General features: G+C 62.8%; 22 protein-coding genes. 10 read left to right on the top strand and 12 right to left on the bottom strand.

Annotated features, from left to right (window positions below; genetic code table 11):
• Nucleotides 1–3: 3 nt before the first annotated feature.
• Entirely contained in the window at nt 4–1,209 is a 1,206-nt protein-coding gene (locus tag CK501_RS10765; protein WP_095617739.1) for an acyl-CoA dehydrogenase family protein, read from the bottom strand.
• 253 nt (nt 1,210–1,462) lie between these two features.
• Between CK501_RS10765 and CK501_RS10760 the strand changes: the two genes are divergently transcribed.
• A complete protein-coding gene (locus tag CK501_RS10760) occupies nt 1,463–2,437 on the top strand; it encodes a LysR family transcriptional regulator (protein WP_233128891.1) in 975 nt (324 codons plus the stop codon).
• Here CK501_RS10760 and CK501_RS10755 read toward each other — a convergent pair.
• Together CK501_RS10755 and CK501_RS10750 are read right to left on the bottom strand one after the other, a co-directional pair.
• Nucleotides 2,369–2,719, bottom strand: a complete 351-nt coding sequence (locus CK501_RS10755) for a hypothetical protein (protein WP_095617738.1) — start codon at nt 2,717–2,719, stop codon at nt 2,369–2,371. The genes CK501_RS10760 and CK501_RS10755 overlap by 69 nt on opposite strands.
• Entirely contained in the window at nt 2,719–3,483 is a 765-nt protein-coding gene (locus tag CK501_RS10750) for an EAL domain-containing protein (protein WP_198949485.1), read from the bottom strand. Before CK501_RS10750 ends, CK501_RS10755 begins: the two co-directional genes overlap by 1 nt.
• 134 nt (nt 3,484–3,617) lie before the next feature.
• Here CK501_RS10750 and CK501_RS10745 point away from each other — a divergent pair, with 134 nt between their 5' ends.
• Complete coding sequence (locus tag CK501_RS10745; protein WP_095617737.1) at nt 3,618–4,784, top strand: isocitrate/isopropylmalate dehydrogenase family protein; 1,167 nt, start codon at nt 3,618–3,620, stop codon at nt 4,782–4,784.
• A 12-nt stretch (nt 4,785–4,796) separates the two neighbouring features.
• Here CK501_RS10745 and CK501_RS10740 read toward each other — a convergent pair whose 3' ends face one another.
• A complete protein-coding gene (locus CK501_RS10740) occupies nt 4,797–5,783 on the bottom strand; it encodes a D-2-hydroxyacid dehydrogenase (RefSeq protein WP_095617736.1) in 987 nt (328 codons plus the stop codon).
• A 190-nt stretch (nt 5,784–5,973) separates the two neighbouring features.
• Here CK501_RS10740 and CK501_RS10735 point away from each other — a divergent pair, with 190 nt between their 5' ends.
• Both CK501_RS10735 and CK501_RS10730 read left to right on the top strand, forming a co-directional pair.
• Entirely contained in the window at nt 5,974–7,203 is a 1,230-nt protein-coding gene (locus tag CK501_RS10735) for a pyridoxal phosphate-dependent aminotransferase (protein WP_095617735.1), read from the top strand.
• Between the two features lie 17 nt (nt 7,204–7,220).
• A complete protein-coding gene (locus tag CK501_RS10730) occupies nt 7,221–7,805 on the top strand; it encodes a DUF1439 domain-containing protein (protein ID WP_095617734.1) in 585 nt (194 codons plus the stop codon).
• Nucleotides 7,806–7,847: 42 nt separating this feature from the next.
• On the opposite strand, the gene CK501_RS10725 is transcribed toward CK501_RS10730, so the two are convergent.
• Nucleotides 7,848–8,162, bottom strand: coding sequence for a cupin domain-containing protein (locus tag CK501_RS10725; protein ID WP_095617733.1), 315 nt, complete (start codon nt 8,160–8,162; stop codon nt 7,848–7,850).
• Nucleotides 8,162–8,557, bottom strand: a complete 396-nt coding sequence (locus CK501_RS10720; RefSeq protein ID WP_095617732.1) for an acyl-CoA thioesterase — start codon at nt 8,555–8,557, stop codon at nt 8,162–8,164. Before CK501_RS10720 ends, CK501_RS10725 begins: the two co-directional genes overlap by 1 nt.
• 93 nt (nt 8,558–8,650) lie before the next feature.
• Between CK501_RS10720 and CK501_RS10715 the strand changes: the two genes are divergently transcribed.
• From CK501_RS10715 to CK501_RS10705, 3 genes are all read left to right on the top strand, one after another.
• The gene (locus CK501_RS10715; RefSeq protein WP_095617731.1) at nt 8,651–9,148 is read left to right on the top strand and encodes a TspO/MBR family protein; all 498 of its coding nucleotides are present in this window, start codon (nt 8,651–8,653) and stop codon (nt 9,146–9,148) included.
• An 85-nt stretch (nt 9,149–9,233) separates the two neighbouring features.
• A complete protein-coding gene (locus CK501_RS10710; RefSeq protein WP_095617730.1) occupies nt 9,234–10,427 on the top strand; it encodes a multidrug effflux MFS transporter in 1,194 nt (397 codons plus the stop codon).
• A complete protein-coding gene (locus CK501_RS10705; protein ID WP_095617729.1) occupies nt 10,424–10,873 on the top strand; it encodes a YaiI/YqxD family protein in 450 nt (149 codons plus the stop codon). The genes CK501_RS10710 and CK501_RS10705 overlap by 4 nt, the downstream gene beginning before the upstream one ends.
• A gap of 3 nt (nt 10,874–10,876) precedes the next feature.
• Here CK501_RS10705 and CK501_RS10700 read toward each other — a convergent pair whose 3' ends face one another.
• The 4 genes from CK501_RS10700 to CK501_RS10685 all read right to left on the bottom strand — a co-directional run bounded on the left by CK501_RS10700 (nt 10,877) and on the right by CK501_RS10685 (nt 16,535).
• On the bottom strand, nt 10,877–11,572 hold the full coding sequence (locus CK501_RS10700; protein WP_095617728.1) for a glutamine amidotransferase: 696 nt from the start codon (nt 11,570–11,572) through the stop codon (nt 10,877–10,879).
• Between the two features lie 54 nt (nt 11,573–11,626).
• Nucleotides 11,627–13,570 (bottom strand): acetate--CoA ligase, encoded by a 1,944-nt coding sequence (acs, locus tag CK501_RS10695; RefSeq protein ID WP_095617727.1) that lies wholly within the window; start codon nt 13,568–13,570, stop codon nt 11,627–11,629.
• A 73-nt stretch (nt 13,571–13,643) separates the two neighbouring features.
• Entirely contained in the window at nt 13,644–15,182 is a 1,539-nt protein-coding gene (locus CK501_RS10690; RefSeq protein WP_095617726.1) for a fatty acyl-CoA reductase, read from the bottom strand.
• A gap of 117 nt (nt 15,183–15,299) precedes the next feature.
• Entirely contained in the window at nt 15,300–16,535 is a 1,236-nt protein-coding gene (locus CK501_RS10685; RefSeq protein WP_095617725.1) for an AAA family ATPase, read from the bottom strand.
• 286 nt (nt 16,536–16,821) lie between these two features.
• Between CK501_RS10685 and CK501_RS10680 the strand changes: the two genes are divergently transcribed.
• The 3 genes from CK501_RS10680 (at nt 16,822) to CK501_RS10670 (ending at nt 20,938) form a co-directional block, all read left to right on the top strand.
• Complete coding sequence (locus tag CK501_RS10680) at nt 16,822–18,972, top strand: EAL domain-containing response regulator (RefSeq protein ID WP_095617724.1); 2,151 nt, start codon at nt 16,822–16,824, stop codon at nt 18,970–18,972.
• 273 nt (nt 18,973–19,245) lie between these two features.
• Nucleotides 19,246–19,899, top strand: a complete 654-nt coding sequence (locus tag CK501_RS10675) for a class I SAM-dependent methyltransferase (RefSeq protein WP_095617723.1) — start codon at nt 19,246–19,248, stop codon at nt 19,897–19,899.
• A gap of 31 nt (nt 19,900–19,930) precedes the next feature.
• On the top strand, nt 19,931–20,938 hold the full coding sequence (locus CK501_RS10670; RefSeq protein WP_095617722.1) for a DUF2156 domain-containing protein: 1,008 nt from the start codon (nt 19,931–19,933) through the stop codon (nt 20,936–20,938).
• Here the strand turns inward: CK501_RS10670 and murI are convergent.
• On the bottom strand, nt 20,866–21,729 hold the full coding sequence (gene murI, locus CK501_RS10665; RefSeq protein WP_198949484.1) for a glutamate racemase: 864 nt from the start codon (nt 21,727–21,729) through the stop codon (nt 20,866–20,868). The genes CK501_RS10670 and murI overlap by 73 nt on opposite strands.
• The gene (gene nudC / locus CK501_RS10660; RefSeq protein ID WP_095617841.1) at nt 21,729–22,520 is read right to left on the bottom strand and encodes an NAD(+) diphosphatase; all 792 of its coding nucleotides are present in this window, start codon (nt 22,518–22,520) and stop codon (nt 21,729–21,731) included. Before nudC ends, murI begins: the two co-directional genes overlap by 1 nt.
• Nucleotides 22,521–22,578: the final 58 nt, after the last annotated feature.

The following is a 22,578-nucleotide window of genomic DNA, read 5'->3' as shown; positions in this document are numbered from 1 at the left end:
TTGTTATCGGTATTTGGCCAGCTCAAGCCTTGCCACCATGGCCCGGTGCACCTCGTCCGGCCCGTCCGCCAGCCGCAGTGACCGCGCCGCGCCGTACATGGCCGCCAGCTCGTGATCGTCACTGACGCCACCGCCACCGTGCATCTGGATGGCCTGATCCACAATGGTACACAGCATCTCCGGAACCACGGCCTTGATCTGTGACACTTCGCTCAGTGCGCCGCCGACACCCTTGGTATCCAGCAGCCAGGCGGTCTTGAGCGTCAGCAGCCGCGCCTGTTCGATGTTCATGCGTGCCCGTGCGATGATGTCCGGATTACCGCCGAGCTTGGACAGCGGCTTACCGAAGGCTTCACGCGAGTTGGCCCGGCGGATCATCTTCTCCAGTGCCCGCTCAGCGGCACCGATGGCCCGCATGCAGTGGTGCACGCGGCCCGGCCCGAGCCGCCCCTGGGCGATCTCGAAACCGGCCCCCGGTGCCTTGATGATGGCGCTCTTCGGCAGCCGGACGTTGTCAAAGCTCACTTCGCCGTGGCCATGGGGGGCATCCTCGTCCCCGAACACCTTCAGCATCCGCTCGACCTTTACGCCGGGTGTGTCCTTCGGGACCACCACCATGGAATGGCGCCGGTGACGGTTGGCGTCCGGATCGGTCAGGCCCATGAAGATCAGCACCTGGCAGTTCGGGTGGCCGATACCGGTACTCCACCACTTGCGCCCGTTCAGCACCACTTCATCGCCCTCGATGGTCGCGGTCGCCTCCATGTTGGTCGCATCCGAGGAGGCGACGTCCGGCTCCGTCATGCAGAACGCCGAACGGATCTCGCCCGCCAGGAGCGGCTTGAGCCAGCGCTCCTGCTGTTCCTCGGAGCCGTAGTAGTACAGCACCTCCATGTTGCCGGTATCCGGCGCGTTGCAGTTGAAGATCTCCGGCGCGATGAAGCTGCGCCCGGTCTGCTCCGCGATCACCGCGTAATCGGCGTTGCTCAGCCCGGCGCCCAGGTCACTCTTGGGCAGGAACATGTTCCACAGCCCCTGGGCCTTCGCCTTGGCCTTGAGCTCTTCGATCACCGGCAGCACCACCCAGGGGTTGTCCAGGCTGTGCAGTTCGCGGAAATAATCCGCCTCGATGGGTTCGATCTCGTCTTTCATGAACTGACAGACCCGGTTGTAGAAATCCTGGCCCTTTTCTGAGAGTTCAAAGTCCATGGGGACCTCCTTTGCATGAGGTTGCAGTCTGGGGAGGCAGGAGGCGGGAGGGTCTTCCGGGAAGCTCGGTCGCCAGGGATGGCGACCGCGCAGCGTCCATGGATGGATTCATAGCGATTCCCGGAAGACCCTCCCGCCTCCTGCCGCACGGCCCGATCCTTATGAACCGAGTGTAGAAACCTGTACCGGATAAGACTACTGAATTATCCTCATTGCATGTCATGCATAATGCTAATGCGGAGAGACGCACCTCATGATCCCCGGTAACCGCCTCGACCTGAACCTCCTCACCGTCTTCATCACCATCTACCGCGAAGGCAGCCTCACCCGCGCCAGTGAGATCCTGCACCTGACCCAGCCCGCCGTCAGCCACTCCCTGGCACGGCTGCGCGAGCAGTTCGATGATGCCCTGTTCCGCCGCCAGGGCAACCGCATGGTGCCCACGCCACTGGCCCAGCGCCTGGCCAGCTCCGTGCACCCGGCCCTGAGTGAGATTCACTCCGCCCTGAACGCCTTCCATGAATTCACCCCCGAGCAGCAGCCCAGGGTGTTCAACATCGCGCTCAGGGATGTGCTCGAGGCGACCTTTCTGCCGCCGCTGATGCAGGAGATGACGCAGTATCCGGGGATCGAGGTGGTCAGCCAACGGGTGCCCCGACGGGAGATGGAGCAGCAGCTGGCGGCGGGCAAGCTGGATTTCGCGGTGGATGTGCTGCTGCCGGTGAGCGACCAGACCGCCCATGAACGGCTGCATGAGGACCGGCTGGTGGTGGTGGCGCGGCGGGGTTCGGCCATCGCCCGGCAGGGCATGACCCTTGAGCGTTACCTGGCCGCCGGCCATGTGCTGGTCTCATCCCGGGCCGAGGGTCAGGGGCTGGAGGACTTCGCACTCAGTGCACGCGGGCATCGGCGCCGGATCGCACTGCGCTGCCAGCACTATTTCGCAGCCTGCCGGGTGGCGGCTGAGACGGACCTTCTGGTGACCATGCCCGAGGCCTATGCGGACATCATCGGCCAGTACCTGGATGTCGCGCTTCTGGAGCCACCCGAAGGCATGCCGGAGGTGGATGTGCATCTCTACTGGCACCGCCAGCACGAACGTGAGCCGGCCCTCAACTGGTTCCGGGAACGGCTCCACGCCCTGAAGACACCCGGGGGTTCAGGCGACCAGAGCCAGACCGCCGAAGAGCAGACCACCGGCCACCAGGGTGCTCAGCAGGACCACTGAAAAGCCCCAGAGCAGCACCCGGGCTTCACTGATGTGCGGTACGGTGGCCCGGGCACTGCGGTAGAACGCCACGGTTCCGAGTACCGGGCCGCCCAGCCCCATGAACAGCAGCCCGATCCCGAAACCGGCGAAGGTCCAGATGGCGATGAGGCGGGCACGCTCGAACACACGCTCCTTCTCACCCATCCGGTCGAGGAAGAATCCGGCGCCCGCCCACATGAGCGCGAAAGTCAGGCCTACCAGGGCCAGTCCGATGACGAAGATAATCACGCGATAGAACACTATTGTTCGTCCGGAATGTAGGGGGCCGGAAGCGTCTCGAAGCCTGGCCGAGCCAGCAGGTACCCCTGGAAATAGCGGATGCCTGCCGAACGGCACCACTGGTATTCCGCCTCGGTTTCAATACCCTCGGCGATGGTTCCGATGCCCAGACGGTAATTGGTCAACAGTATCCCCTCGATCACCGCCTGTTTCCTCGGATGCTTTTCCACATCCCGGATCAGCGACATATCCAGTTTCAGGAACTGGGGGGTTGTATCCGTCAGCAGATTCATACGGGAATACCCCGCCCCGTAGTCATCCAGCGCAATGGAGAACCCCATCTCCTCATAGGCGTCGATGATGCCGATCAGGTGATCCGTATCCGTCAGGTTCTCCACCTCGGTGAACTCAAAGATCAGCCGACTGGTATCGAATTCGTACTGCTTCGCGGCCGCCAGCGTCGTCTGGATACAGGTCTCGGCCTTGTAAACGGCGTTGGGCATGAAGTTGATGCACAGACGGGAATCCATACCGAGCTCTGCTGCCAGCTTCACCGCCTTGACCCGGCACGCCTGATCGAAGCGGTACATATTCTTGCGGGAGACCCTGTCCAGGACCTGCAGTGCGCCCTCACCATTGAGCCCACGCACCAGCGCTTCGTAAGCCAGCACACCCCCGGCCTGCGCATCCACGACCGGCTGGAATGCGAATGAGAAGTCAAAGTCCAGACCCGCACCACAGGCGCAGTGATCGCAGTGCGACTGATCGAAAAGTTCCTGTTCCATACGCTACCAAGATTGGAATTCGTTATCCGGCCGGTGTATTGCCGACCCATTACCAATTGCAGTATAGAACTTGCCACAGATACAAGAGCGCCTACAGTAAAAATTGTCACCCGCCCTCAATTCAGGACAATCCCATGAACGACACCAGCCGCCCCATCCGCATCGCCGTCACGCCCGGGGATGGCGTCGGGCCCGAGGTTATCCACCAGTCCCTTCGGATTCTTGAAGCGCTCCGGCAGACACACGGACTGGCCCTGGAATGGGATGTGTTTGAGTGGCCTTCTACCGCCTGGCATCGCCAGCACGAGGAGATGATGCCGGCGGATGCCATGAGAACGCTGGCCGGCTACGACGCCATCCTCCTGGGGGCACTGGGTGACCCGGGACCCAGCAGGAACCCGCACCACCACGTGCTCTCCGACAGCGTCTCGCTCAGCCCGCTGCTGCAGATGCGAAAGGGCTTTGACCAGTGGGTCTGCGAGCGCCCCGCGCACCAGCTCAGCGGCGCCCGGCAATACCTGGCCGACCCGCGCGCCGCGGATACGGATATGCTGGTCATCCGCGAGAACAGCGAGGGCGAGTACGTTGGCCAGGGCGGGCGCCTGCGCCAGGGCAGGCCTGGTGAGATTGCCACCCAGACGGAAATTTTCACCCGCTTCGCCACCGAGCGGATCATCCGCTTCGGCTTCGAACGCGCCCGCAAGCGCGCCGGTGAACGGCGTGATGCCGGTAATCCCCGGACCTTTGAGAATCCGGACGGAGAGGAGCTGGAAAGCCAGGTCTGTCTGATCACCAAGCGCAATGCCCTCCGCCACTGGGGCGACATGTACACCGAAGTCTTCGCGGAGATCGCCAGGGACTACCCGGACGTGGCCACCCACCACGAACTGGTGGATGCCGCCTGCATGAAGTTCGTCCAGGCCCCCTGGGCCTTCGATGTGGTGGTTGCCAGCAACCTTCAGGGCGACATCCTCACGGACCTGGCCGCCGTCATATCCGGTGGTCTGGGCGTGGCGCCTTCGTGCAACCTCAACCCGGACGACCGGAGCCAGCCCTCCATGTTCGAGCCCACACACGGCAGTGCGCCCGACATCGCCGGCGACAACAAGGCTGACCCTACCGCCATGCTGTTCACCACAGCCCGCATGCTGGACTGGCTGGGCGAGGAACGCCCTGAGCTGGCCCGAGCTGGTGAGGCGCTGTACGGGGCGGTGGCCGCGGACCTCGCGGAACACGGCCACCAAGAGCGCACGACGGATGCGGTGGGCGATGCCATCCTGGCGGAGCTGGGCGGTCACTGACCGCCCGGACACTCAGCGGTTGGGGACGTACCCGGAGGCCTTGTCCACGACATTGAAGAAGTCACGCCCGGCCAGCCAGTTATCGAGATTATCGAAGAACTGCTCGGTCAGCGCTTTCTTCCAGCCGATGAAGTCCCCCGCCATGTGGGCGGTCATGGTCACGTTCTCCATGGCCCAGAGCGGGTGATCGGAGGGCAGCGGCTCCTCTTCGAACACATCCAGGCCGGCGCCGGCGATTTCACCGCTCTGCAGTGCCTCCACCAGTGCCTGGGTATCCACGATGGGACCGCGACCGATATTGATCATCCGGGCGGTGGGCTTCATGGCCTGGAAGGCTTTCGCATCAAACAGCTTCTCCGTTGCCGGCGTTAACGGTGCGGCGATGACGACGTAGTCCGCCAGACCCAGCTGCTCGGGAATCGCGGCATTGTCGTGGACAGCCTCGAAATCCGGGTCGTCACTGCGGGACCGACGGGCAATGCCGTGCGCCTCCATTCCCACAGCAGTCACCAGGCGGGCGATCTGGCGCCCAATCGAGCCAGCTCCCACAACCAGCACACGTGAGCCCTGAGCCCGCTCGGTATCCCGGTGCTGCCACTGGTGCGCCATCTGCAGCCGGATCGAGTGCGGAAAGTCCTTGGCGAACATCAGGATGGTGCAGAGCACGTATTCGGCAATGCTGCGGTCAAAGATGCCCTGGGCATTGGTGACGGTGACCTCACTGTTGACCAGCTCCGGGAACATCAGCGCATCCACCCCGGCACTGGTCGCGTGGATCCACTCCAGGCTGTCCGCCGAGGGCCAGGCTTCGCGCAGGGCATCGGTGCGGAAATCAGTCACCATCATGATGCGGGTACCCGGCAGTGTCTCACGCAGGGTATCCGCATCCCAGGCGAAACGGACCTCGGCCCGGTCGAACAGCGGATCCAGTCCCGGGGGGCGTTCCTCATCCGGTGCTGTGAGAACGGTGATCACGGGACGTGTCTCGGTGCTGGCCATGATGCTCTCCTGCTGGTTGGCGTTCTCTCAGGGTAGAGGCTGAACCCTCTGAATGCCATGCTCAGGAGGCGCCACACCAGAGTCTCGGGTTACGGGATTACCCTTACCTGTTCTTGCTTTCCGCCCCTTTCTTGGCCATTGTGAATGCTGACCGATTGTTTGAACTGATTGATGTATGGGAGAGCGGTTAATGGCTACGTCGGCAGGCAAGACAGTACCCGAGAGCGCGCCCAAGCGTAAGCTTACCTATCGCAAGACCAAGGCACGCTGGCATCCCTCGATGCAGGCGATCCCGGTTCCGGGTATCCGTCGCATGGTCAACATGGCCGCCGAGATGGACGACGTCATCCATCTTTCCATCGGCCAGCCGGACCTGCCCACGCCCAAGCACGTGACCGACGCCATGGTGGATTCCATCCAGGCGGGCCAGACCGGCTATACCATGGATGCCGGGCTGCCGGAGCTGCTGGTGGCACTGCGCGATTATTATGGCAACCGCTATGGCCGCAAGCTCTCCACGGAGAACATCCTGGTGACCAGTGGTGCCACCGAGGCCATGTACCTGGCACTGTCCGCAACCGCCGCGCCCGGCCGCCAGTTCCTGGTCGTGGACCCCTCCTTCCTGCTGTACGCACCGCTGATCCGGATGAACGGCGGCGAGGTGAAGTTCATCCCGACGCGGCCCGAGAACGGCCATCAGCTGGACCCGGATGACATCATTAAGAACATCAGTATGCGCACCTTCGCGGTGGTGCTGAACTCCCCGAACAACCCCACGGGGGCGGTCTATCCCAAGTCCACCATTGAGCGGATCGTCGAGGAATGCGCCTTCCGGGGCATCCAGGTCTTCAGTGATGAGGTCTACGACCACCTGGTGCTGGACGACGAGGAGTATTCCAGCGTGCTCAGCTGCGGCACGGATCTGGACCACCTGATGTGCATCTCCAGCTTCTCCAAGACCTACAGCATGGCAGGGCTGCGAGTGGGCTGGATCATCTCCAGCCAGGGCGCGATCAAGAAGCTGAGACGCTACCATATGTTTACCACCTCGGTGGCCAACACCCCGGCCCAGTTTGCCGGCGTGGCAGCCCTGGAGGGCGACCAGCAGAGCGTCCGGGACATGATTGATATCTACCGGGAACGGCGGGACCTGATTGTTGACCTGGTGAACCAGACGCCTTATCTCACCGGCTACAAGCCGAATGGTGGTTTCTTCATCTTCCCGGATCTGCCGGATCATGTGGATGCATCAGACCTGTGTCTGCGCATGCTCAAGGAAACCGGTGTCTGCACCGTTCCCGGCGATGCCTTCGGGGAGCACTGCACCAACTCAATCCGGTTCTCGTTCTCCACCACGAGCGAGCGGATTGAGCAAGCCTTTGAACGAATCATCCCCTGGATGAAGAAACAGAACCTGTGACAGACAGAAGGACACCGATGAAACGGATCGCAAGGACCCTGCTTCTGGTGCTGCTGCCGGCATTCGCCGGCGGTTGCGCCAGCTTCTCCCCCTACAGCGTGGACGAATCCACGATCGAGACCCATCTCAGCGACCGGATCACGAGCTTCTCCCGGGATCTCAGTGACCGGGGACTGCCCGTCACGCTGGAACTGACCAGCGCCGACGTGACCATTGGTCCTGAAAACCGTGATGTGGCCGTGGTGGATTTCGGTGGGCGCGCCGTGCTGCAGGCGCCGCGTATTCCCATTGACCTCAATTTCAGCATTGAGGGTACGCCGGTCTATGAGGCGGAGGAAAAAGCCATCTACATCCGCAACCTGAAAGTGCTCTCCACCAACGTGGAAGCCGCCGGCAGCGCGTTTGACCTCTCGCCCATTACCGGAACCCTGTCGGACATCGCCTCGCAGTTCCTCAACGAGCGCCCGGTCTATCGACTTGAGGAAGAGGATACCGGCGCCCGGCTCTTCGGTATGATGAACCTGCGTATCGACGTCCAGCCCGGCCGACTGGTCCTCGTGCCCGCCGGCTCCGGGGATGACGTACAGCGTTCGATCCGGTAGCTGACGCTTCACCAGACAGGCGAAATACGCGCCTGGCCGTCCTCAGCGGTAGAACACCGCCAGCCAGACCGTCACAGTCTCCGGGTCAGTCCAGCTGACCCGGTGCCTTGCGTGGGCGGGGATCGTCAGGTGGTCGCCTTTCTTCAGGTGGATCTCCGGGCCCTGCTCAAACAGTACGGTTCCAGCGCCCTCCAACACCAGGATCCATTCGTGCTCTTCCTGATCGTACCAGCCGTAGTCCGGTGAGGTATGGCCTCTTGAGACAATCCGCTCGATACGGACATGGCTCGCCTCGATAATGGACTCAAACGCCTCGGCGCCGAGCGTCTGCGGCAGGGATGACAGCAGATTCTCCATCAGGCGTCCACGAGATGCTGGTTCAGCTTTTCCCGGATATCGTCGGGGATGGCCAGTGAAGTTTCGGTCTCATAATCGAAATGGATCAGGACGGCAACGCCCCTCGCCACCTGAGCATCACCCTGCCAGGCCTCCTGAACAACATGGAAGGAGGAATTGCCGATTTTCCCGATGCCGGTACGGATCGTCACGGGCGTGCCCCAATAGCTCTGGGCTTTGAGATCGACCTCCAGCCGCGCAATGATCAACGGCCAGTGCTCAAAATCCAGCGAGGAGTGGAAAATCCGGAAAACCGGCATGCGCGCCTGCTCGAACCATACCGGAAAGGCGGTATTGCTGATGTGGCCCAGCGCATCGGTTTCGTTGAACCGGGGTTCGATTTCATGGTGGAACATCCGGGGTCTCCTTATGGCGGTTGAGCGTCAGAACGCTGACCAGCGTATAGGATTCACACTACCTGTCCACTTTCCAGCAGCCGGGGATCTTAAATGGCACGTATTTCAACACGTAAACAGCTGGCCGGTCTGGCAGCCTGGGTTGCCCTCATGCTGGCGGTCGCGGTCCTTGGCGCCGTGGCGTCCGTCAACGCCAGCGGGTTCTATCAGTCATTGACCCAGCCCGCCTGGGCACCGCCCGCTGCCTGGTTCGGCCCGGCCTGGACCACACTCTATACCCTGATGGCGCTCGCGGCCTGGCTTGTCTGGCGTCGCTCGGGTTTCCGCGGCGCGCCCGAAGCACTGACGCTTTTCCTGGTCCAACTGGTCCCCAATGCGCTCTGGAGCTGGCTGTTCTTTGTCTGGCACCTGGGAGCCTGGTCCTTCGCCACGGTTGTGCTGCTGTGGCTGCTGATCCTGGCCACCCTGATCAGCTTCCTGCGCGCCCACCGATTGGCGGGCCTGATGCTGCTGCCCTACCTGCTCTGGGTCAGCCTGGCGGTGGCCCTGAACTACACCGTCTGGCAGCTCAACCCGGTGGCCCTGGGCTGACATCCGTACCTCTACTAATTAGCTCCCTAAGCACTGCTTTCCCACCAGTGCTAGAATGGCCGTTTTTGAGCCGGAGACCCTTTGCATGCCACAGATGCAGCTGGCCATTCTGCTGGGGATGACCGTGGCCCTGGGCCCCCTGGCACTGGATGCCTATCTGCCCGCGTTTCCAACCATCGCGCGTGAGTTCGGCACTGAGAATGCGGACGTGGGACTCACCCTGAGCGCCTACGTTGCCACTCTCGGGCTGGCCCAGCTGGTCGGCGGCCCCCTCTCCGATCGGTATGGCCGGCAGCGCATCCTGTTCAGTGGATTGGCGTTATTCGCAGGCTCCGCCCTGATGGTGGCCCAGGCCGGCTCCCTGACGGAAATGCTCGCCTGGCGCGCCAGCCAGGGCGTCGGGGGCGCGCTCTGCGCCGTCTCCGTACCGGCACTGGTACGGGACCAAGCGGAAGGCGCGGATTCAGCGAGGCTGTTCGGGCTCATCGGGCTCATCATGTTCATTGCGCCGGCGGCGGCGCCGTCCATCGGAACCCTGCTTCTGACGATCAGCGGCTGGCAAACCATCTTCGTCATGCTCGCGGGCTACGCAGTACTCCTTGCACTGCTGCTGCACTTTGCGCTCTTCCGGCGGCTTACACCCAGGCAGCGTGACCGTACGCCCGTGCATACACTGGTCACCAATTACCTGTTGGTACTCAGGCATCCCGCCACCATGCGCTTCATCGCGCTCCAGGCCCTGGCTTTCAGTGCTATGCTGGTGTTCATCACCAACGCCTCCTTCATCTACCAGGAATGGTTCGGCCTCTCCAGCACGCTCTTCTCGGGGCTGTTCGCCGCCAACATCGGGGCCATGGCCGTCTTCAGCCTGGTCAATCGACGGCTGCTGCTGCACTTTCAGGGGGTCATCCTTTTGCGGGTCTATGTGTTCATCCAGGCCACGGCCATTGCACTCCTGGTGGCCTGTGCCCTGGCGGGTGCCCCCTACTGGGCGGTAGCCGCCTGCATCATTGTGGCCACGGGCTGCATGGGCGCTCTGGTGCCCAACAACATGGCGAATGCACTGGAATTCTTCCCGCGTCTGGGCGGCACCGCCTCGGCAATGCTGGGCGCCTCCCAGTTCACCGTTGCCGGTCTCATCAGTGCGGGTTCAGCCGCCATCAGCGGCGGCTCGCTGGTGCCGATCGTGCTGGTCATGGCAGCCTGTTCCACGGGCTGTGTCCTGCTGGCTGCCGGCGCCCCGGCAGCGGTCAAACGCGCAAAGGAGATGGCGGTATGACGATCTGGGTGGATGCCGACGCCTGCCCTGTGCCCATACGGGAGATTCTCTACCGGGCGGTGAAGCGTACGGGCATGCGGCTGGTCCTGGTGGCCAACCAACCGATTCCTGCTCCTCCACTGCCCAGCATCGAACACATGCAGGTGCGCTCCGGCTATGACGAAGCGGATAATGAGATCGTGCGTCTTATCGAATCCGGCGACCTGCTGATCACCGCCGATATTCCGCTGGCGGCGGAGGCCATGGAGAAGGGCGCAACCGCCCTGAACCCCCGCGGCGAGCTCTACACCCGTGACAGCATCCGCAGCCGCCTGAACATGCGCGACTTCATGGACACCATGCGCGCCAGCGGCATCCAGAGCGGTGGTCCGCCCCCACTTGGGCAGCGTGAGAAGCAGGCCTTCGGCAACCAGCTGGACCGCTGGCTGCAACAGCAGAAGACATAACCCTCAGAGGCCGTCCAGCCACCGCTGGAATACATCCGTGGCAAGGGACTCAAGCTGCGGCAGGGACTGCGCTGCATCCCGTCTGAGATCCGGAACCGACAGCCCCGCCGCCGCCAGTTCCGAGCAGTGCCCGATCAGCCAGCACTCAAAGTCCTGCAGCGGCACCTCCAGGTGGAACTGCAGCCCCAGAATACGGGGAGATGGCTGGAAGGCCTGGTTGTCACAGGCCTGTGTCCGGGCAAGCGGGGGCGCTCCTGACACCGGGCCACAGGCTTCCCCGTGCCAGTGCAGTACCGGAATCCCTTCCAATGGCGCCAGCGCGGATTCTCTGCCCTTTTCCGTCAGTTCAAGCGGAGCGAAACCGATCTCCTTCTGCGGCATGGCCTTCACGCCAGCGCCAAGCGCGCGGGCAATCAGCTGAGCCCCCAGGCATATGCCAAGCACGGCCGTACCGCGCTCGGACAGGCGCTGGATCAGGGACAGCTCCTGCTGCACAAACGGATAGGCGTCGGTGTCATTAACGGAAATGGGAGCTCCGAGGACCACCAGCAGATCCGGCTGCGCCTGCTCAATGGCCCCGAGATCGTCCTTACCCGCCTCACGGTAGGAGACTTTGTAGCCATTGCGCAGCAGGATCTTCTCCAGACCCCCCAGATCCTCGAAAGCAAGATGGCGGATGGCAACTGCCCGCTTGAGCATCAGTGTCCTCCCTGCACAGAATGTACTCACAGCTTATCGAATGGACTCCAGCATTCAGCGGAAAGCCCGGTACTCCATGAGCTCATCCACCACCCCCGGGTCGGCCAGGGTCGACGTATCGCCCAGATTGTCCGTCTCGTTGGAGGCGATCTTGCGCAGAATGCGGCGCATGATCTTACCCGAGCGGGTCTTGGGCAGCCCCGGCGCCCACTGGATCACATCCGGCGTGGCAATGGGGCCGATCCGCTGGCGCACCCACTGCACCAGCTCATCACGCAGCGCATCGGTAGGTTCCTCCCCCTTCATGAGCGTGACGTAGACGTAGATACCCTCACCCTTGACGTCATGGGGATACCCCACAACCGCCGCCTCGGCCACCTTGTCATGGGCCACCAGAGCACTCTCCACTTCCGCGGTTCCCAGCCGGTGGCCGGAGACATTGAGCACGTCATCAACACGACCGGTGATCCAGTAGTCGCCATCCTCGTCGCGCTTGGCGCCGTCACCGGTGAAGTAAACGCCGTCATAGGTGCTGAAGTAGGTCTTGATGAAGCGTTCATGGTCGCCGAAGATAGTGCGCATCTGGGCGGGCCAGCTGTCCTTGATGACCAGGTTGCCGCCCGTGGCGCCCTCCAGCTCATTACCCTCGCTGTCGAAGAGCGCGGGCTGAACCCCGAAGAAGGGACGGGTGGCCGAGCCGGGTTTGAGTTCCATCGCCCCGGGCAATGGCCCGATCATCACCCCGCCGGTCTCGGTCTGCCACCAGGTATCCACGATCGGTGCCTGCTCGTTACCGATCACCCGGTAGAACCATTCCCAGGCCTGGGGGTTGATGGGCTCACCGGCGGTTCCCAGCAGTCTCAGGCTTGTCCGGGAGGTTCCATCCATCACATGATCACCGCCCGCCATGAGCGCACGGATGCCCGTGGGGGCGGTATAGAGGGTCGCCACCTGGTGCTTGTCGACGATCCGCCCGAGACGGGATTCGTCCGGGTAGGTGGGGATGCCCTCGTAAAGCAGGGTCGTGGCGCCGTTCGCCAGCGGGCCGTACAGCGTGTAACTGTGCCCGGTAATCCAGCCCACGTCGGCAGTGCACCAGAACACATCCCCAGGGCGGTAGTCGAACACGTACTCGTGGGTGATGCTGGTGTAGACCATGTAGCCCCCGGTGGTGTGGAGCACACCCTTGGGCGCCCCGGTTGAACCGGAGGTGTAGAGCATGAACAGCGGATCCTCGGCGTTCATTTCCTCGGGCTCGCACCAGGGCTCCGCCTCTTCCATAAGACCGTTGAAATCCACATCACGGCTGTCATGCCACTGCATGGCTCCACCGGTATAGCCCAGCACGACGACGCGTTCGACCACACTGGCCGCCGGCTCCTCCAGCGCCTGGTCCACATTGCTCTTGAGGGGAATACGCCTGCCACCCCGGACGCCCTCGTCCGCGGTGATCACGAAGCGGGAGCCACCGTTGCCGATGCGTGCCGCGAGCGCCTCGGGAGAGAAACCCGCGAAGACCACCGAATGGATGGCGCCGATGCGGGCACAGGCCAGCATGGCCACAGCGGTTTCCACGATCATGGGCATGTAGAGGGTCACCACGTCCCCTTTCTTCACGCCCAGGCCTTTCAGGGCATTGGCGAAGCGGCAGGTCTTTTCGTGCAGTTCGCGGTAGCTCACATAACGGGAGACATCGGGCTCGTCCCCCTCGAAGATGATCGCCGTCTGATCGCCTCTGTCCGCCAGATGGCGGTCCAGGCAGTTGACCGAGGCGTTGAGGGTGCCGTCCTCAAACCAGCGGATGCTGAGGTTGTTGCGGTCAAAGCTGGTGTTCTTGACTTTCGTGTAGGGGCGCATCCAGTCGATGCGCTTACCATGCCTGCCCCAGAAACCATCAGGATCCTCAATGGATTCCCGGTACATGGCTTCGTACTGTTCCCTGTTGATATGGGCGTCCTTCATGGAATCACTGATGGGATAGACACTGTCCGCAGCCATGGCGGTTCTCCTTCGGTGGGGGATACCATGACTGTATGACAGCTGAACGGCGCTTGCCACCAGCGCCGTTCAATCAGGCAACGCGCCGGCGATTGCGGCGCTGTTTCATCCGGTAGAGTTTGCGTTCCTTCAGGGCATACCCGTTAAGGCCGGCCAGGTGCACACTGCGGATGTAGCGGCGCCAGTTGATACGCCGCGCATCCACGGGAAAGAGGCGGCGGTCCTCGTCCCCCATCCGCTGCGCCATCTCCAGCAGCCGGTCATTATGGAAGGTGTAGTCCGGGCAGGAATAGAAGCCGAAGGTGGTTGCCAGTTTCATGGTCGTCTGGAAATGTTCCACCGTTTTGAGCTCGGCATCACGGCCCAGCCACTGAAGCCCCCGGCGAACCGCATTCACCGGAATGCCGGCACCCCAGCTGACGGTATTGAACAGACGCCGGTTCACGGCCAGGAAAGGCAGCTTCGGTTTCTGGTAGAACAGGTGGTCATAGGCCTGATGGTTTTCCCTGGCTTCGGTCATGACATGGTTGATGAACTCATCCAGGCGCAGCGGGTTGGATGAGCCACTGCAGCACTGGTAGATGCGCTGCCTGCCCGGGGACTGCAGCTGTTCCGTCAGCGAGAGGATGATGCCATTGGCCACAAGATCCGCCGGGATGACGTCAATCACGCCCCGGCGGCGCCCCGGGAAGAACATGACGTTGCCCCGGGCATAGGCCATGATGACGGCATCCGCCACCTTCACGCCCTCAACCCAGCCGGGCACCGGTTCCTCCAGTGTGCTCTCAACAATCGAGGGGCGCAGTATGGTCAGGGAGCCGCCGCGCAGGTTGCGGGCCAGGAGCTGTTCGCCGATCCACTTGGTCAGGGTATAGGTGTCGTTCCAGCCGAGACGGTTGGCCTCCCGGATCCCGAGATTGACCAGCTCCTCCTGCAGTTTCTGACCGCTGTAGCGGCTGCGCAGATCCGCAATACGGTCCTGGAGAGTGACGATCAGATCCTCGACACGGCAGGTCCCATCCGGGTCCCGGGTAATTTCCCGACCAGCGGGCGTGACCAGCTCCTCGTGGCGGTGGCCGCGGTTGTAGCCGTTCACGTAGCAGGTGGAGACCTGCACCAGTGGGATATCCCCCGCCTCCTGCACAAACTCGGTGACATTGCGCAGGCTCAGAGCGTTGATCGCCAGGGCCCGGTCCAGCGGTTCCCGGAAATCCACGCTCGCGGCCACATTGATGACCCCGTCGGTTTCCGCTGCCAGCTCCTGGAAGCGGGCGCGGGTCATGCCAAAGCAGGGTTCCGTGATCTCGCCGGTCACGCACTGGATCCGGCTGTCCAGAAAGGTATCCAGCCGTTCCGGCTCGTCCACGCGCAGCCGGTCAAAGACGGAGGCGGTCGCTACTTCGTTTGCAAACCGTTCGCTGGCGGTACCATGACGCCGGTTGCCGCGTATCAGCAGCGTTATGCCACCAATGTCCGGCACCGCACGGATCAGTTTCTCCAGCACCACCTTGCCGACGAACCCCGTCACACCCGTGATCAGTACCCGTTTGCCCTGGAGTTCATTGAGTACACTGGACTCACCGGTCGCGGCATTGGCCTGTTCCGATTCCATGGTCACCTCCCTGAAAAGTGAGTCTCGGGGTTGCGGTTAAGACCTGAGTGTAACATTGAACAGGATCTGATCATCCCCCGAAACGTGATCGCTTTCCCGCTATCAGCAGAGGGGCGATCACCCCGGATCAGAGTCTTCCGTAGCCGGCTCGCCGGAGGCATCCGCCCCAGCACCCAGTGCCCTGCCCTCTTCGGGCCGGAGCCCCTCTGGCGGCGCCACAACCCGTGCCAGCTGCCGGAAATGCTCGGCTGCGGCACGCCTTACGGTGACCGGAGCCTCCTCCCAGTTCATCGCCGCCAGCCCCGTCTGGAGTGCTTCCAGCGCATCCTCATCCACGGACTCCCCGAGCGTCTCGAGTATCCCTGTAATCAGACGATACCGGGTCAGCGGATCACCCTGGGAGCGGCGCAGTCGCTCACCCAGTGCGGCAACCCATTCACGGTTACTGCTGCCCGCCTCCACCACTGGCTGTGGCTGCTGTTCGCTGCGCTGCTGGTGGCGCCGGCGGACCAGCCGCCCCCAATACCGGGCAAACCCATTGGCCGGCGCGACGCCCTGGGAGCAGCGCACGGCCAGCATGTCGGCCAGGGTCCAGAACTGGCGGCAGGAGGGGTCACTGTCATCCATCATCGCGACGGGATGCTGGGTGCTGATGGACTGGGCTATGGTCTCGTCCCGCCAGATGGCGCCCAGATAGTGCAGCTGGACGCCGATATACCGGGAGACAGCGGTCGAAAAGCGGCGGTAGACGGTCTGTGCCTCGGTCGCCCCGCGTGCCATGTTGACGATGACGCTGGGCGTGCGCCGGTACCCCTTGCGGTGCAGTACCTTGACCAGGGAGAACGCATCAGTGAGGGACGTCGGGTCCGGCGTGATCACAAGCGCCGCCAGATGGGAGGCGGCGACCATATGCAGTGCGGGAGTGCTCAGGCCAGCAGCGGTATCGATAATGACACGATCATAACCCTGCTCCAGCGTCCTCAGCTGCGCCAGGAAATCCTCCCGACGCGCGCTGTCCAGCTCCAGGCACCCGGGCACCCCGGATGCTCCTGGCAGCAGATCCAGATTCTCGGTGACCGGCAGCACCACCTCATCCAGGGTCCGCTCGCCCAGCACCACGTGCTCCAGCGTCATGCCGGGATAGACTCCCAGCATCACGTTCACATTGGCGAGTTCCACATCGCCGTCCAGAAGCAGCGTACGATAGCCCTGACGCGCCAGGACCAGGGCCAGGTTGAGAGCCACCTGGGTCTTGCCCACACCCCCCTTGCCCCCGGTGATCGCGAGGGTGAGCGGGACCCGGGAACCGGATTCCGGGCGGTCAACTGCGCTGGAGCTGTTGTTATGATTCATTCCGACACCGCAGATACTGCCAACCGCATCGGGTCATTGTACGCCGGCTGACCAGTCCGGGACAGTCCCGCCCCGGAGTGAAGCAGGGGCACAACCAGACTGTTTGGCGTGTTTGTTGGAGTGCATGCTGAACAGACGGCTACAAATCTTTCATTTCCCGGACAAATGGATTAGGCTTCCTGGCATAAAAAGTGAGACCGGGTTCAAAGTTTCGGAGAGGCAGGGCGCACAATCGTCCATCACCGGCTAGACTTGAACCCTGAATCCGATCGGGCCGTCTTCCGTCATGGATCCAGATAATAACGATAACAGGGTTGAAACAGCCAGGACGCCTCTGCTCATCGTCGATGACGACACAGCGGTCTGCAGCAGTATCCATAACCTGCTCGCACACCAGGGCTACCACCCGGAGACCGCCTTCAACGGCAATGATGCCTGCCAGAAACTCGGCAGGGGCCAGTATGAGCTTGTACTGCTGGATCTCCGCCTGCCGGATATCAGCGGGCATGAGGTCATGGCGTTTCTGGACCGTCGCGGCATCGATACCGCCGTGGTGGTCATCAGTGGCGATACCTCCTTCAATGCCATCAGCCGTGCCCTGCGGCGCGGTGCCTACGACTATCTCCGCAAGCCCTACGACAGCGAGGAACTGACCGCAACCGTCGAAAGCGTGCTGGAAACGCGGCAGCTGGAACAGTGTCACCAGGAGGCCCAGACGCAGCTGCGCCAGTCCGAGCAGCTGCACCGCTGCATCGTGAACAGCTCCCCGGACATCGTGTTCATCCTGGACCGCAACGGCCACTTCCGGTTCCTCAACAGCAAGGTGGAATCCCTGCTCGGCTACCGGCCTGAGGATCTTGAAGGCCGGCATATCCGCCACCTGATCGAAGAACAGGATGTGGGGCGGGTGGACTGGGCTTTCCGGGACCCCACCATCAGCGCCGACAACCCGCGGACCATCGAGCTCAGGCTCAAATCCCGGGGCAGCGCGCGTGGCAACCGGCATTTCGAGATCACCGCCTTCCCCATGGAGGACGAATCCGGCGCCCCCGGCGCGGCTGTTTTCCAGATCTACGGCACCGCCCGCGACATTACCGAACGCAAGGAAGCCGAGGCCTTCATCAACTTCCAGGCGTATCACGACCTGCTCACCCGGCTGCCCAACCGGGCCCTGTTCAAGGACCGTCTGGGCCTGAGCATTTCCCAGGCGGAGCGCAACAACCAGAAGCTGGCGGTCATGTTCATCGACCTGGACCGCTTCAAGGTGGTGAATGACAGCCTCGGCCACGCCATGGGCGACCGGCTGCTGCAGGCCGTGACGCAGCGCCTGGAGGGCTGCCTGCGCCAGGGGGACACCCTCTCGCGCTTCGGTGGCGACGAATTCACCCTGCTCCTGCCCGAGATCCGGCACGCCGACGACGCCCGCACCATCGCCCGCAAGCTGATGGAGGCGCTCAGGAGCCCGTTCAAGCTCGGTGAGCACGAGGTCTATGTAGGCGTCAGCATCGGCATTGCCCTCTACCCCGAGTCAGGGAGCAAGCTCGAGGAACTGATCCAGCAGGCGGATGTGGCCATGTACCACGTCAAGGGCCGGGGCAAGGATGGCTACCAGTTCTTCACGGAATCCATGAGCGTGAACACCACCCATCGCCTGGGTATGGAGCGCGACCTGCGCCGCGCCCTCCAGGCAGGTGAACTGCGGGTCTTCTACCAACCCCAGATATGCCTTCGCACAGGGCTCTGCCGTGGACTTGAGGCTCTGGTGCGCTGGCAGCATCCCACGCGCGGCCTGCTGCAGCCGGGGGAATTCCTGCCGCTGGCCGAGGAGACCCGCCTGATCGGTGATCTCAGTGAATGGGTTCTGGCCACGGCCTGCCGCGAAATGGGGTCATGGCTGAAGAACACGGAAGAGGATATCCGGCTGTCGGTCAACTTCTCCCCCATGCAGGTGGAACATCCCCGCTTTGTGGATCTTCTGCTCCAGAGACTGGAGCACTATGACCTGCCCCCCGAGCGCCTGGAGATCGAGATCACCGAGAACATGATCATCAGCGACCTGGAGCAGATCAGCCTCAAGCTGGACCAGCTCTCAAGCTACGGCATCCGGATCGCCATCGATGATTTCGGTACTGGCTATTCCTCCCTCAACTACCTCCACCGGTTGCCGATCCACACGCTCAAGGTGGATCAGAGCTTCGTGCGCAGCATCCGTCACGGCGAGGAAGGCGCCTGCATTGTCAACGCCATTACCGCCATGGCCCGCGGACTCCAGCTCGATATCGTGGCCGAGGGTGTCGAGACCCGGGACCAGCTCGCCTACCTGCGTGAACTCGGCTGCGACAGTGTCCAGGGCCATTACTTCAGCGAGGCCCGGCCCAGGGACGAACTCGCACTCTCGGATGCCTCACCGGAACCGGTGTACTACAACGTCATCTGAGCGGCACACGACCTTCCCCTTCCCGACGACGGCTATCTCCCCCGGCCTTCCGGAACAATCAATGCCGGAAACGTCAAAACTTTCTGCCCAGTTGTCGGACGATCAGATCAAATATCTGATTCAAGTTGCATTTTTTGGTTTTTTCGTTAACTCGTGCAACCGGAAACTGCGGTCTGTTCCACAGAGACCCTGGCCGGATGTGTATAGCATGGTTCCTGAATCCGGTGGCCGTAACGGCTTCCAAAACCCCATTCAGGACTGGCAGTGCGGACCATGCAGGACAAATACAGAATCGTCGGCCCCGTTTATGATTTCCTGAGCAGCGTCTACAGCGGCAGGAGCATCGATGAGTGCAAGACGGCCATGCTCCATTCCGGGAATGTCAGCCCCGGGGATCGTGTCCTCGTAGCCGGTGTTGGCCACGGCCGGGACGCCCTGCGCGCGGCCGAACTCGGCGCCGACGTTACGGTTGTGGATGTATCGGAAACCATGCTCAACAGGTTCCGGGAACTGCTGGCCAGAGAAGCGCCCCACCTCCATGTCCGGACGGTCCAGGACGACATCATGAAGGTCACCGAGTACGAACAGTACGACATGGTGGTCGCCAACTTCTTCCTGAATGTGTTTGACCGCCCGACCATGCTCGAGATCCTGCGCCACCTGGTCAGTCTCGGCAAACCCCGGGCCCAGCTGGTGGTGGGGGATTTCATCTACCCCAGCGGTAACCCCCTGGCCCGCCTGTTCAAGAAGGGCTACTGGTATATCGCCGCCTGTTTCTTCTGGCTGTTCACCGACAACGCCTTTCACGGCATCTACAACTACCCGGCCTACCTGGAAAGTCTGGGCCTGGAAATCCGCGACAAGAAACGCTTCTCACTGCTGAACATCCATTGCTACTGGTCAATTCTTGCCGAGAAGCGCGGCTGAGAAAGCACGTATAACAATAAGGAGTCCAGCCATGACGCAGCAGACCCTGGTGCTCGACGGATTCCGGGACATCCCGGAAGGTCCCATAAGCTTCTCTGAGCGGGTGGCACTGCTCAAGCAGTACGGCTCCCACTCGCAGTCGTTCTCGACACTGCAGCCCGGCATGCACTACTTCGACGTGCCCGGTGTCGGCTACATCGGCTACATGAAGAAATGGGGGCTGAACTTCGTACTCTCGGATCCGGTCTGTGCTCCGGAAGACCGGGAGTTGATACTGTCACGGTTTGAGCGCCGGGTTTCGAACGTCTGCTACGTGCAGGTCTCGCGCCCCGTTATGGAAATCCTGCACGAACGCTTCGGTTATTACGGGACGCAGTTCGGGGCGGAATCCCGGGTGGACCTGAGCCAGTGGTCGCTCAAGGGCAAGAAGAAACAGGTCATCCGTACCGCCCTCAACCAGGCACGGGAAGCCGGCATCACCGTCCAGGAACGGTTCAGTGATGACCATACCCGCGAAATCTCGGACGCATGGATCCGCACCCGCCAGTGCAAGCGCCAGGAGATCCGCTTCCTGATCCGGCCCATGGACATGGAATACCGGGAGAACGAACGCCATTTCTATGCCTACCAGGATGGTAAGGCCGTGGGGTTCATCTACTTCGATCCGATCTACGAGCGCAATGAGATCGTCAGCTACGTCCCGAACATCTCGCGGGCCAATGCCAATTTCCGGCAGGGGATTTTCTACACCATCATGGCGCACGCCATGGAAACCTTCCAGGCGGAAGGTGTGCCACGGCTCGATCTGGGCCTGATCCCCCTGCATCTATCCGAGGAAACGGAACCGCAGGAAAGCCGCATTCTCAAGAGCCTATGCCGTGGCGTGTACAGGCACGGCAACCGTTTCTACAACTTCAGGGGGCTGGAGTTCACGAAGTCACGGTTCCGGGGTGAGATCGAGAGAACCTACTGCTGCCACAAGCCCGCGCTGCCAATGCTTGAGTTTCTGGCGGTATTCAGGCTGACGCGGCTGATCTGAGGGCCGCCCCCGCGGGTGCCGGTCTGGCTCACTTCCAGCCAGTGCCGGAGCCCCGCCGGGGGCTCGGCGGTGAACAGGAAAGTGCTGCTCCCCTGTCCGGTGCCGGCTCCGTCGCCTGTGGTCTCATCCAGAAGCTGAACAACCCGCCGGGCAATGGCATCCCCGGAATCCACCCAATGCCTCACGCCCGGCATGGCCCGTGCCAGTGCCTCCCGGATCAGGGGGAAATGCGTGCACCCGAGCACCACCGTATCCGGATCGCCGGCCGCCAGGGGCTGCAGTATGGCGCGGACCTGTTCATCGTCCACCCACCCCTGCGCCAGCCCGGTTTCCGCAATCCGGACCAGCTCGGAACTGCCCAGCCTCAGCACCGTGCAATCCGCGGCGTATTCATCAATCAGCGACGCCAGGTAGGGCCTATCCACGGTGGCAGGCGTTGCCAGAACCCCCAGCCTCCGGTTACGGCTGAGTGCTGCAGCGGGCTTGATGGCCGGCACAACACCCACCACCGGCAAGCGAAGCCGGGAGCGCAGCATGGGCAGCACGACGGTGCTGGCGGTATTGCAGGCCACCACCACCAGATCACAGGGCCACCGGGCCAGCGCCCCCTCCACCAGAGCCACACAGCGTGCCACCACCTCGTGCTCCGGCAGATCCCCATAGGGGAAGCCCTCGTTGTCTCCGGCATAGACCATGTCCGCACAGGGCAGCCGGAGACGGACCGCATCCGCGATACTGAGCCCGCCGATGCCGCTGTCAAACAGCAGGACCCGGGGACAGCTCTGGTGCATCAGGCACGCCCCTGGCTGAAGGCCTGTATCAACCGCCCGGCAATGGTCCAGTCTCCCGGAACCCGGGGCAGCGAATCCCGATGGAACCACTCCAGTGCCACCAGCTCATCCTCGGCGCGACGTAATGGGCCGCCCGCGAACCGGGCGCTGTAGCCGAGCATCAGCTGATGGGGGAAGGGCCAGCTTTCGGAACCGTGATAGCGGACGTCCGCCAGCTGAACACCGGTCTCCTCGTGGACCTCCCGCGCCACCGCGGCTTCAGCCGACTCTCCCGGCTCGATGAAACCAGCAATCAGGGTCCACAGATCCGGTGGATGGCGCGGGCTGCGACCAAGCAGCAGCCAGTCCCCATCGTGGACAGCCACGATCACGCAGGGTGAGACCCGCGGGTAGTGGCGGTGATCACAGTGAGCGCAGTAGAGCGTGTATTCGTGCTCATACCACTGGGTGGGGCCACCGCAGCGGCCACAGAAGGCATGATCCTGAACCCACTGGAGCCGCTGGCGGGCTGCGCCCAGCGCGGCCCGCTCGGCCGGCGAGGCGTTGGGATAGACCGAACGCAGACTCCGGCCCTCAACACCACAGGCACGCGCCACGTACAGCCGGTCCCGGCCCATGCAGCCCACGGGCAGCAGCTCACCGACACTGTCGGGAAGCGCCGTGGTACTGTGGAAGAGTCCCCCTTCCGCAGCGGGATAGAGGTCCAGCCGGTCACTGAAAACGGCCACCCGCTCACGGTCCGGAGTGGCAACCGCCCAGGGATCGGCAACGAAGTCGGTCAGAGTATCCATGCAGGGCACTATAATCAGCCCCTGCCATGGCGGCAAGCAACGGGACTTTGCCGACTGC

The organism is Halovibrio salipaludis, from assembly GCF_002286965.1.
Taxonomy (GTDB): domain Bacteria; phylum Pseudomonadota; class Gammaproteobacteria; order Pseudomonadales; family Oleiphilaceae; genus Halospina; species Halospina salipaludis.
The sequence above is the reverse complement of the archived record's forward strand: the minus strand, read 5'-3'. Positions and strand labels throughout refer to the sequence as shown.

What these genes read in the sequence shown, in the direction of transcription:
- CK501_RS10765 (WP_095617739.1), bottom strand. Translation starts at nt 1,209, where the DNA reads ATGGACTTTGAACTCTCAGAAAAGGGCCAGGATTTCTACAACCGGGTC.
- CK501_RS10760 (WP_233128891.1), top strand. Translation starts at nt 1,463, where the DNA reads ATGATCCCCGGTAACCGCCTCGACCTGAACCTCCTCACCGTCTTCATC.
- CK501_RS10750 (WP_198949485.1), bottom strand. Translation starts at nt 3,483, where the DNA reads ATGGAACAGGAACTTTTCGATCAGTCGCACTGCGATCACTGCGCCTGT.
- CK501_RS10745 (WP_095617737.1), top strand. Translation starts at nt 3,618, where the DNA reads ATGAACGACACCAGCCGCCCCATCCGCATCGCCGTCACGCCCGGGGAT.
- CK501_RS10740 (WP_095617736.1), bottom strand. Translation starts at nt 5,783, where the DNA reads ATGGCCAGCACCGAGACACGTCCCGTGATCACCGTTCTCACAGCACCG.
- CK501_RS10735 (WP_095617735.1), top strand. Translation starts at nt 5,974, where the DNA reads ATGGCTACGTCGGCAGGCAAGACAGTACCCGAGAGCGCGCCCAAGCGT.
- CK501_RS10730 (WP_095617734.1), top strand. Translation starts at nt 7,221, where the DNA reads ATGAAACGGATCGCAAGGACCCTGCTTCTGGTGCTGCTGCCGGCATTC.
- CK501_RS10725 (WP_095617733.1), bottom strand. Translation starts at nt 8,162, where the DNA reads ATGGAGAATCTGCTGTCATCCCTGCCGCAGACGCTCGGCGCCGAGGCG.
- CK501_RS10720 (WP_095617732.1), bottom strand. Translation starts at nt 8,557, where the DNA reads ATGTTCCACCATGAAATCGAACCCCGGTTCAACGAAACCGATGCGCTG.
- CK501_RS10715 (WP_095617731.1), top strand. Translation starts at nt 8,651, where the DNA reads ATGGCACGTATTTCAACACGTAAACAGCTGGCCGGTCTGGCAGCCTGG.
- CK501_RS10710 (WP_095617730.1), top strand. Translation starts at nt 9,234, where the DNA reads ATGCCACAGATGCAGCTGGCCATTCTGCTGGGGATGACCGTGGCCCTG.
- CK501_RS10705 (WP_095617729.1), top strand. Translation starts at nt 10,424, where the DNA reads ATGACGATCTGGGTGGATGCCGACGCCTGCCCTGTGCCCATACGGGAG.
- CK501_RS10700 (WP_095617728.1), bottom strand. Translation starts at nt 11,572, where the DNA reads ATGCTCAAGCGGGCAGTTGCCATCCGCCATCTTGCTTTCGAGGATCTG.
- acs (WP_095617727.1), bottom strand. Translation starts at nt 13,570, where the DNA reads ATGGCTGCGGACAGTGTCTATCCCATCAGTGATTCCATGAAGGACGCC.
- CK501_RS10690 (WP_095617726.1), bottom strand. Translation starts at nt 15,182, where the DNA reads ATGGAATCGGAACAGGCCAATGCCGCGACCGGTGAGTCCAGTGTACTC.
- CK501_RS10685 (WP_095617725.1), bottom strand. Translation starts at nt 16,535, where the DNA reads ATGAATCATAACAACAGCTCCAGCGCAGTTGACCGCCCGGAATCCGGT.
- CK501_RS10680 (WP_095617724.1), top strand. Translation starts at nt 16,822, where the DNA reads ATGGATCCAGATAATAACGATAACAGGGTTGAAACAGCCAGGACGCCT.
- CK501_RS10675 (WP_095617723.1), top strand. Translation starts at nt 19,246, where the DNA reads ATGCAGGACAAATACAGAATCGTCGGCCCCGTTTATGATTTCCTGAGC.
- CK501_RS10670 (WP_095617722.1), top strand. Translation starts at nt 19,931, where the DNA reads ATGACGCAGCAGACCCTGGTGCTCGACGGATTCCGGGACATCCCGGAA.
- murI (WP_198949484.1), bottom strand. Translation starts at nt 21,729, where the DNA reads ATGCACCAGAGCTGTCCCCGGGTCCTGCTGTTTGACAGCGGCATCGGC.
- nudC (WP_095617841.1), bottom strand. Translation starts at nt 22,520, where the DNA reads ATGGATACTCTGACCGACTTCGTTGCCGATCCCTGGGCGGTTGCCACT.